At 62.1% G+C, this 456-nt stretch carries 1 pseudogene; it reads left to right on the forward strand.

Annotated features, from left to right (window positions below):
• Positions 1–456 (forward strand): annotated as a pseudogene (locus AACY19_RS27275) (hypothetical protein); the annotation flags it as partial.

The raw sequence follows: 456 nt of genomic DNA on the forward strand, positions 1-456 counted from the left end.
GGCGGCTTCGCGATCGCGCATAACGGCAATAATTCCAACGCGATGCGGCTGCGGCGCGATCTCGTGCGGCGCGGTTCGATCTTCCAGTCGACCAGCGACACTGAGACGATCATTCACCTCGTCGCCACTTCCAATTACCGTACGGTCGTCGACAAGTTCATCGATGCACTCAAGCGTGTCGAAGGAGCCTATTCGCTGATCGTGATGACGCCCGAGGGCATGATCGCCTGCCGCGATCCGCTCGGCATCCGCCCGCTGGTGATGGGCAAGATCGAACAATCGGACGGCAGCGAGGCGGTAATCTTCGCTTCCGAAACGGTTGCGCTCGACGTGGTCGGTGCGACCTTCGTCCGCTCGATCGAGCCAGGCGAGCTGGTGATGGTCAAAGGCAGCGAGATCACCTCGCACAGCCCGTTCGCGCCGGTCGCGCCGCGCCCGTGCATCTTTGAATTCGTC

The sequence above is a fragment of the Pseudomonas sp. EA_5y_Pfl2_R50 genome (assembly GCF_963970475.1).
Taxonomy (GTDB): domain Bacteria; phylum Pseudomonadota; class Gammaproteobacteria; order Pseudomonadales; family Pseudomonadaceae; genus Aquipseudomonas.